This is a genomic window from Pseudomonas migulae NBRC 103157 (genome assembly GCF_002091715.1).
Lineage (GTDB): Bacteria > Pseudomonadota > Gammaproteobacteria > Pseudomonadales > Pseudomonadaceae > Aquipseudomonas > Aquipseudomonas migulae_A.
The window spans coordinates 95,872-103,981 of sequence record NZ_BDAG01000024.1; the positions used below are offsets into that span (position 1 = coordinate 95,872).

At 59.6% G+C, this 8,110-nt stretch carries 9 protein-coding genes; 6 read left to right on the plus strand and 3 right to left on the minus strand.

Features of this window, described 5'->3' with window-relative positions:
- The first annotated feature begins 3 nt into the window (after positions 1-3).
- Entirely contained in the window at positions 4-921 is a 918-nt protein-coding gene (locus PMI01S_RS18545; RefSeq protein ID WP_084321538.1) for a LysR family transcriptional regulator, read from the plus strand.
- Positions 922-931: 10 nt separating this feature from the next.
- Here PMI01S_RS18545 and PMI01S_RS18550 read toward each other — a convergent pair whose 3' ends face one another.
- Both PMI01S_RS18550 and PMI01S_RS18555 read right to left on the minus strand, forming a co-directional pair.
- Positions 932-2,506, minus strand: a complete 1,575-nt coding sequence (locus PMI01S_RS18550) for a GGDEF domain-containing protein (protein WP_084321539.1) — start codon at positions 2,504-2,506, stop codon at positions 932-934.
- Between the two features lie 78 nt (positions 2,507-2,584).
- The gene (locus PMI01S_RS18555) at positions 2,585-3,112 is read right to left on the minus strand and encodes a DUF3087 domain-containing protein (protein ID WP_084321540.1); all 528 of its coding nucleotides are present in this window, start codon (positions 3,110-3,112) and stop codon (positions 2,585-2,587) included.
- Between the two features lie 213 nt (positions 3,113-3,325).
- Between PMI01S_RS18555 and ppnN the strand changes: the two genes are divergently transcribed.
- Entirely contained in the window at positions 3,326-4,699 is a 1,374-nt protein-coding gene (gene ppnN, locus PMI01S_RS18560; RefSeq protein ID WP_084321541.1) for a nucleotide 5'-monophosphate nucleosidase PpnN, read from the plus strand.
- Positions 4,700-4,849: 150 nt separating this feature from the next.
- Here the strand turns inward: ppnN and PMI01S_RS18565 are convergent, their stop codons facing one another.
- Positions 4,850-5,113, minus strand: coding sequence for a DUF2790 domain-containing protein (locus PMI01S_RS18565; protein ID WP_084321542.1), 264 nt, complete (start codon positions 5,111-5,113; stop codon positions 4,850-4,852).
- A gap of 296 nt (positions 5,114-5,409) precedes the next feature.
- On the opposite strand from PMI01S_RS18565, the gene PMI01S_RS18570 reads away from it, so the two are divergent.
- The 4 genes from PMI01S_RS18570 (at position 5,410) to PMI01S_RS18585 (ending at position 7,980) form a co-directional block, all read left to right on the plus strand.
- Entirely contained in the window at positions 5,410-6,150 is a 741-nt protein-coding gene (locus tag PMI01S_RS18570; RefSeq protein WP_017339377.1) for a response regulator, read from the plus strand.
- Between the two features lie 189 nt (positions 6,151-6,339).
- Positions 6,340-6,726, plus strand: coding sequence for a hypothetical protein (locus PMI01S_RS18575; RefSeq protein WP_084321543.1), 387 nt, complete (start codon positions 6,340-6,342; stop codon positions 6,724-6,726).
- A gap of 183 nt (positions 6,727-6,909) precedes the next feature.
- Positions 6,910-7,644 (plus strand): substrate-binding periplasmic protein, encoded by a 735-nt coding sequence (locus PMI01S_RS18580; protein ID WP_084321544.1) that lies wholly within the window; start codon positions 6,910-6,912, stop codon positions 7,642-7,644.
- A 108-nt stretch (positions 7,645-7,752) separates the two neighbouring features.
- A complete protein-coding gene (locus PMI01S_RS18585; RefSeq protein WP_084321545.1) occupies positions 7,753-7,980 on the plus strand; it encodes a hypothetical protein in 228 nt (75 codons plus the stop codon).
- Positions 7,981-8,110: the final 130 nt, after the last annotated feature.

The following is an 8,110-nucleotide window of genomic DNA, read 5'->3' on the forward strand; positions in this document are numbered from 1 at the left end:
CACATGTTGTCGATTGAAGACCTGGCATTGCTGCAAGCCATTCGGGAAACCGGCAGCCTGTCGCGAGCGGCGGCGCATCTGGGCAAGGCGCCGTCGACGGTGTCCTATGCGGCGCGGCAACTGGAAGAGCGTTTCGACGCGCTGCTGTTCGACCGACGCCGCTACCGTCTGCAGCTCACCCCCGCCGGGGAGCTGCTGGTGAACGAAGCGGCGCGGCTGATGCAGGACGTCTCGCGCCTGACCCAACGGGTGCAACAAGTGGCCAACGGCTGGGAGAGCCGGCTGTGGATCGTCACCGACGAACTGCTGGAATTCGACGCCTTGATCCCGGTGATTCACGAGTTCGACGCGCTGCAATCCGGCGTACCGCTGCGCATCACCCAGGAAGTACTGAAAGGTGTATGGGAAGCCCTGCGGGAGGGCCGGGCGGACCTGATCATCGGCGCCACCAACGAACCGCCGGCGATCCCTTCCTTGCGCTGGATGCAATTGGGGGAAATGGAATGGGTGTTTGCCGTCTCGTCCAGGCATCCGCTGGCCAGGGCTAAGGAACCGATTTCCCGGGCAACGGTGACGCAGCACCGAGCGATCGTCGTGGCGGATTCATCCAGAGCCACCGAAGGCAGCACCTATGGCGTTTCCGGTGGGCAACCGGTGCTCGCCGTGCCGACCATGCGCGCGAAAATCCTCGCCCAGTGCGACGGCCTCGGCGTGGGTTGGCTGCCCCGGCATCGGGTTGCCTCGTTGCTGAAGAACGGCACGCTGGTCGAGAAACAGATGGCCGATCCGCGCGAGCCAAACATTCTGTACGCCGGCTGGCGCGGCGATCATGACGGCCGCGCCCTGGGCTGGTGGCTGGAAAAACTCAAGCAATCGTACCTGGCGACCAGGCTGGTCCAGGGCAGCGACCGGTTCGTCTGAACCGGCACACTCAGTTGGCAATGACGCTCATGTTCCGGCCGCTGGCCTTGGCGACATAAAGTGCCTTGTCGGCGGCACCAATCAAGTCGTCAGCCTGGGCTTGCGAGGCCGGATCATAAGCGGCGACGCCCAGGCTGACCGTCACCACGCCTTCCGCGCCTTCACTGTGGAGAATACCGGCGTGGAGCACCGCGCGACGAATTTTTTCCGCCACCAGAAACGCCCCGACATAGTCGGTTCCGGGGAGCACCACCGCAAACTCTTCGCCGCCGTAGCGAGCCGCAAGGTCCCCGGGGCGCTGGATATTATCGGTGATGATCGCACTGATATTGCGCAGACACTCATCACCGGCCAAGTGACCGTAGTTGTCATTGAACAGTTTGAAGTGATCGACATCAATCATCAGCAAGGCGAGGCTGGTCAGGCTGCGTCTGGCGCGACCGATTTCCGAGTGAATGAACAGATCGAACTGACGGCGGTTGGACAGCCCCGTCAACGCGTCCTCCAGGGCCAACAGTTCCAGGCTGCGATTGACCTCGATCAGTTTTTCCTGGGCATCCAGCAACTGGTTCTGGATACGGTTCTGCTGCTTCATCAGATTGATCAGGCGATAACCCAGCACCCCCACAAAACCCAGCAGCAACGCGACGATGCCCGCACTGAGCAAGGATTCCTCGCGCCAGCCGGCCAGGACTTCATTCTTGTCGAGCGCGGCGAAAACGATCAGCGGATACCCCTCGACCCGGCGAAACCCCACCACCCGCACAACGCCATCCATCACGGACCTGACCGTTGCCGTGCCTGAACTGCCCATGGGCAACAACTGTTTGAACAGCGGGCTGTTGGCGATGCTGGTGCCGATTTCCGCTTCATTGAACGGCCGGCGAACGATAATGGTGGCGTCGTCGGCGATCAGATTGATCACGCCGTTGCGGCCCATGTCGATGCTGTCGTACAGGGACAGAAAATGGCTGAGATAGATCGTCGCCAGCGCCACACCGGCAAAACGGCCGTCGGCGTGATTGATCCTGCGCGACACTGTCATGATCCATTCGTCGCTGGAGCGGCTTTTGATCGCCGGACCGATGTGCGGCCCACGGTCGGGATGATCGCGATGGTAGATGAAATACTCACGGTCGGCGTTGTTGGCATCGGACACGACCGCACCATTGGAATTGGCAATCCAGCGCCCCTGCTCGTCATAGACGAACATGCCGTGCAATTGTCTCAGCTCACTGCGTTGGGCACTGAGCAAGCGCTCCAGGTGAGGCAATCGGGCCGACTCGAAGCCGTCGGTTTCCAGGCGTTCCACCAGCGTAAACAGCAACGTGTCGGCTTGCTTGATCGTCGCCTGCGCTTGCGAGGCCAGGGTCTGCGCAAGGTTGGACATCGCCACTTCTTTGTCATGCAGATGGTACTGGCGCGAGTTCCAGGCTTCCCAGATCACGATGGCGATCATGGACAGGCACACAGCGAGAAGCAAAACCACTGCGGAGCGGACCTTGAGCCTTGCCCCCGCCTCGGTCACCAGGGACACGCCGTGGCGGGATTGTTCGATTCGCTCTTTGACGGACGGATGCCCCATGACGCTCCCTGATTCTTGATGAGTGGCGACTGATCCCGTTCGCCTTTTTATTATCACGACGCCTCGACAGTACAGCGGTCAGCGTGGCGTCTGTTTCAATGCCTCAAGCCACGCAGGGTTCAATTGCGTCTGTTCGGTCTCGATGCCCAGCGCCTCCATCCGCGCCTTGTGCAGGTCCATTTCGCGAACCAGTTGGCTGTGATCACTGGAGTTGCCGTCCAGCTCATGCATCTGGCTCAACCCAAGATGATAGAAGCGCAACAGCTTCATGGCCCCTGGATCATCCTTCTCCACCGCCGCCGTCACCTGATGCATGACGTTGGTGATGCTCATCAGGCTGCGCTTGAGCTGCCAGCCGTACACGGCGGGCGCCATCCATTCCTGATTCCAGAACGTGCCGCGCATCAGTGCCACCATCAATAGCACCGCGACAAACACGCCACCCACGTTGAAGCGTAGATTGTCGCCCCCGGGTTCGCCGAACATCGCCACCGCCGCGGTCGACAGCACCATCGCCAGCGCCAGGAAAACCAGGGCGATGATGATCGTGCTGCGGCGTGTCTGGCGTCGATAGACTTCGGGGTTCTGCGGCTGGATTTCGAACATCGCGACGGGTTTCCTCAGGTGGCATCGGCAAAAAGACTGCGAGGCATTATCGCCTCTGCGGCGGATTTAGCTATGCTGGGGCTCCTTTTCATCTTTTCATCGTCAAAGGGGAACATGGCGATAGTGCGCAGTTCGTGCCATCTTCTTTTATGGATACATACTATTCGGATGTCATGCGTCCTCGGCGGGTGACATCGTTTTAAGGATCATTGAATGTCCCAACGACAAGTAATCAACGCTTCGGTCAGCCCGAAAGGCAGCCTGGAAACCCTCTCTCAACGTGAAGTACAGCAACTGAGCGAAGCCGGATCCGGCAGCACATACACCCTCTTCCGCCAGTGCGCCCTGGCCATCCTCAATACCGGCGCCCATGTCGATAACGCCAAGACCATCCTCGAAGCCTACAAAGACTTCGAAATCCGTATCCACCAGCAGGACCGCGGCGTGCGCCTGGAATTGCTGAACGCCCCGGCCGACGCCTTCGTCGACGGCGAAATGATCGCCAGCACCCGGGAAATGCTGTTCAGCGCCCTGCGCGATATCGTCTACACCGAAAACGAACTCGATGCCCAGCGCATCGACCTGAGCACTTCCCAGGGCATCAGCGACTACGTGTTCCATCTGCTGCGCAACGCCCGCACCCTGCGCCCCGGCGTCGAGCCGAAGATCGTGGTGTGCTGGGGCGGCCACTCGATCAACACCGAAGAATACAAATACACCAAGAAAGTCGGCCACGAACTGGGCCTGCGCAGCCTGGACATCTGCACCGGTTGCGGCCCGGGCGTGATGAAAGGTCCGATGAAAGGCGCGACCATCGCCCACGCCAAGCAGCGCATCCACGGTGGTCGCTACCTCGGCCTGACCGAGCCGGGCATCATCGCCGCCGAAGCGCCGAACCCGATCGTCAACGAGCTGGTGATCCTGCCGGACATCGAAAAACGTCTGGAAGCGTTCGTGCGCGTGGGCCACGGCATCATCATTTTCCCGGGTGGCGCAGGCACGGCCGAAGAGTTCCTCTACCTGCTCGGCATCCTGATGCACCCGGATAACGAGGGCCTGCCCTTCCCCGTCGTCCTCACCGGGCCGAAGCACGCCGCGCCGTATCTGGAGCAACTGGACGCGTTCGTCGGCGCCACCCTGGGTGAAGCGGCGAAGCAACATTACGAGATCATCATCGACGACCCGGCTGAGGTTGCACGGCAGATGACCGCCGGTCTCAAAGCGGTGAAACAGTTCCGCCGCGAGCGCAATGACGCGTTCCATTTCAACTGGCTGCTGAAGATCGACGAAGGCTTCCAGCGCCCGTTCGATCCGACTCACGAAAACATGGCCAACCTGAAACTCAGCCGCAACCTGCCGGCTCACGAGCTGGCCGCCAACCTGCGTCGCGCGTTCTCCGGCATCGTCGCCGGCAACGTCAAGGACAAGGGCATCCGCCTGATCGAACAGCACGGGCCGTATCAGATTCGTGGCGATGCGGCGGTGATGCAGCCGCTGGATCAACTGCTGAAAGCCTTCGTCGCCCAGCACCGGATGAAGCTGCCAGGCGGTGCGGCGTATGTGCCGTGTTACCAGGTGGTTGCATAAGGCTGACGACAACCGGATCTATGGTTAACGCAAAACCTGTAGGAGCCGGCTTGCTGGCGATTGGCCCTCGAGACATGAGTCGCTCTCTCGAACGCCATCGCTAGCAAGCCAGCTCCTACAGTTGGGCGGTGTGTGCCGCCGGTGCCACGATCAACCGCCCTGGTTGCCGCACTCTGCAAACTTGCTGTAATCCAGCACTTTCTGCGTGCCGCTGGAATCCAGGTACGTCATCCGCGCGTTGACGACCCCGCAATGGCTGCCGCCGTCTTCTACAGTTGAAACAACCTTTTTGATATCCAGATGGGTGCCCGCGGCGTAGGTCTGCGCAGGGGTCTGGACATCGGCGTGGGCGGAAAACGCCGCGACGTTCAGGATGGCAAAGAAGCCGGCAGCGAAGAGTTTGTTCCGGATCAAGGTGATTTCCTCAAGGTTTCAATGGGTGGTCGGTGTGAGGCAAGTTGCCTTGTCTCGATAGAACCCATTCAACCGACTCGAGGTATCTGCCATGTGTCGTAAAACCGGGGCTTTTAAGGCGTAAGGTGTCACACGGGGAGCTCGATACACTTCGATACACCCGTCCCCGAAAAATGTTGCCGTGTATACCAATGTATCTATTACATCCTCAGATACAGTGAGATACAAAGGCCCGCAGGCAGCAGCGGCGCGGCTCCCTAGAATGCGCAACCTGCGAATAACAAGAGGGTTGAATGATGGAACATGTGAACCACATCCTGATCGTCGACGACGATCGCGAGATTCGCGAGCTAGTCGGCAATTACCTGAAGAAAAACGGCCTGCGCACCACGGTGGTTGCCGATGGCCGGCAGATGCGCAGTTTTCTGGAAACCAATCAGGTGGACCTGATCGTGCTGGACATCATGATGCCCGGCGATGACGGCCTGTTGCTGTGCCGCGAATTGCGCTCGGGCAAGCACAAGGCCACACCGATCCTGATGCTCACCGCACGCAACGACGAAACGGACCGCATCCTTGGCCTGGAAATGGGCGCCGACGACTACCTGACCAAACCCTTCGCCGCTCGCGAACTGCTGGCCCGGATCAATGCCGTGCTGCGCCGCACCCGGATGCTGCCGCCCAACCTGCTAATCACCGAAAGCGGTCGATTGCTGGGTTTCGGTCGCTGGCGCCTGGACACCACCGCCCGGCACCTGCTGGATGAAGACGGCACCATGGTCGCCCTCAGCGGCGCCGAATATCGACTGCTGCGCGTGTTTCTCGATCATCCGCAACGGGTGCTCAGCCGCGACCAGTTGCTGAACCTGACCCAGGGTCGCGACGCCGACCTGTTCGACCGTTCCATCGATTTGCTGGTGAGCCGCCTGCGTCAACGGCTGATGGATGATTCGCGGGAATCGACCTACATCAAAACCGTGCGAAGTGAAGGCTACGTGTTTTCCTACCCGGTGGAATTGCTCGGCGCCGAGTCCTGAGGTTCTGCACCAGAGGAGATTTCTCGTAGGACTTTTGTATCCCTCTGTATAGGGAAGCATGGCGGATACGAAGACATCGATTTCGAGGCGTTCAAGCACACATCATCGATACACCCGAGCGTTTAACTGAGTTCACCGGATAGCCGCAGCTACCGACTCACTCAAACTCAAGCGCAAGGAGAATCACCCATGTTCAACTTCTCGAAAGTCTCGTCCCTGGCACTCGGTCTGGCACTGGTCGGCGGTCTCGGCCTGTCGAACCTGGCCTCGGCCAACACCGTGAGCGTCGCGTCCCACAGCCAGGTCCAGCAACTGCTGGTGGAAGGTGGTTCAGATCGCCTGCAACAGAATCGTGTGGCTGAAGGTGGTGCCGATCGCCTGCAAGAGCTGCGTGAACGTGTGGCTGAAGGTGGCTCTGATCGCCTGATCGAAAATCGCGTCGCTGAAGGTGGGGCGGATCGTCTGCAGGAACTGCGCGAACGCGTGGCACTGGTCAGCCCGGGCAACGCCGTACGCGGCGGTGTGGTGGTCGCCGAAAACCGCGCCGAGTTCGGTTCGAAATATCAGCGGTATTGATTACACGTTGATCCGCAATCCCCCAAGCCCGGAGACCCCGGGCTTTTTTTTGCCTGATCGTTTTCCACCATTGCGAGCGATACGCATAAATCCTGAGTTCTGACGCAAAAGCCCGACGATTGCGCGGGACAGTTGCAACAGGTGCGTACTAAGATTTGCGCTTCATTTCATCAAGGACGATTCATGAAACGCTTGGCCGGTTGTCTGCTGACTTTCCTGACGTTCACTGCGGTCGCGGCAGACCTGAACATGCTCACCGACAACCATCCGCCCCTGCATTTTCAGCAGGGCAACGCGCTGGTGGGGTTTGGAGTGGATGTGGTACAGGCGCTGGCCGACACCGCTGGCGATCAGGTGCACTTCCAACGGGTGCCGTTACTGCGGGCCTTGCACTTGGCCAACACCGAGCCCGCCACCGGGGTGTTCACCGTGTTTCGTACCGCCGAGCGTGAAAGCCAGTATCAGTGGGTCGGTCCGTTGATGGACGTGGAAACCGCACTGTTCTCCACGGGCAGCTCCCGGCAACCGGTGCGTAGTTTGTTGGAGGCCGGCCGTCAGGGCCGGATTGCCGTTCCGCGAAAATGGCTGATCTACAGCTACTTGCAAAAACAGAGCGTGAGCAACCTGTACGGCGTGGAAACACCCGAACAAATGATGCGACTGGCGCGACTGGGCCGCACCGAATTTGTGGTGGCCGACACGCTGTCCGTCGCCAACTTGGCCCGTGAGGAAGGTTTGTCACCCGAGCAGTTGCATTATCAGATTCCATTGATGAAGCAAGCCATCTACATCGCCTTTTCACCGCTGACCGATGCACGGCAGGTTGCACGCTGGCAGCAGGCGCTGGACGAGATGAGCCGGGACGGACGCCTGGAGCACATCAAGCAGCGTTGGCTGGTGGATCGTACGCCGCGCTGACGGCGGATCAACGTTCTCGATAACGACTATGCGTCAGGGTGTTTTTTCATCGTGAAGCGCCAGCACTAGAGTGGGCTCATCTTCTTCCCACGCTTCTGGAGCTACATCATGAAAAGCATTATCGGTCTTGGTTTCGCCCTGTCGGTTCTTGGTGCTACGTCGGCTATTGCTGCGCCTCACGCTACTTGGCCAGTGGTTGTGGCAGCGGCGAAGGTCAGTCAACCGGCTACGTTGAATGTGAATACTGTCGATGTTGATCATAAAGATGGTCAGGCGAGCACACTTTACGTGGCTGAAAACCGTCCTGAGTTTGGTTCGAAGTATCAGCGTTATTGATTGGCGGGTTTGTGCTGTTTTGGAATGGGGAACCTTCGGGGGGATTGGTCTTTCCGGGGTTTTTCTTTGTTTGTTTGTTTGTTTGTTTGGGGGGGCATATCCGTTTTTGTGGTAACGGCTGCTATGGGGG

Coding starts and splice junctions, on each gene's coding strand:
- PMI01S_RS18580 (WP_084321544.1), top strand. CDS start 6,910: ATGAAACGCTTGGCCGGTTGTCTGCTGACTTTCCTGACGTTCACTGCG.
- ppnN (WP_084321541.1), top strand. CDS start 3,326: ATGTCCCAACGACAAGTAATCAACGCTTCGGTCAGCCCGAAAGGCAGC.
- PMI01S_RS18575 (WP_084321543.1), top strand. CDS start 6,340: ATGTTCAACTTCTCGAAAGTCTCGTCCCTGGCACTCGGTCTGGCACTG.
- PMI01S_RS18555 (WP_084321540.1), bottom strand. CDS start 3,112: ATGTTCGAAATCCAGCCGCAGAACCCCGAAGTCTATCGACGCCAGACA.
- PMI01S_RS18545 (WP_084321538.1), top strand. CDS start 4: ATGTTGTCGATTGAAGACCTGGCATTGCTGCAAGCCATTCGGGAAACC.
- PMI01S_RS18585 (WP_084321545.1), top strand. CDS start 7,753: ATGAAAAGCATTATCGGTCTTGGTTTCGCCCTGTCGGTTCTTGGTGCT.
- PMI01S_RS18550 (WP_084321539.1), bottom strand. CDS start 2,506: ATGGGGCATCCGTCCGTCAAAGAGCGAATCGAACAATCCCGCCACGGC.
- PMI01S_RS18570 (WP_017339377.1), top strand. CDS start 5,410: ATGGAACATGTGAACCACATCCTGATCGTCGACGACGATCGCGAGATT.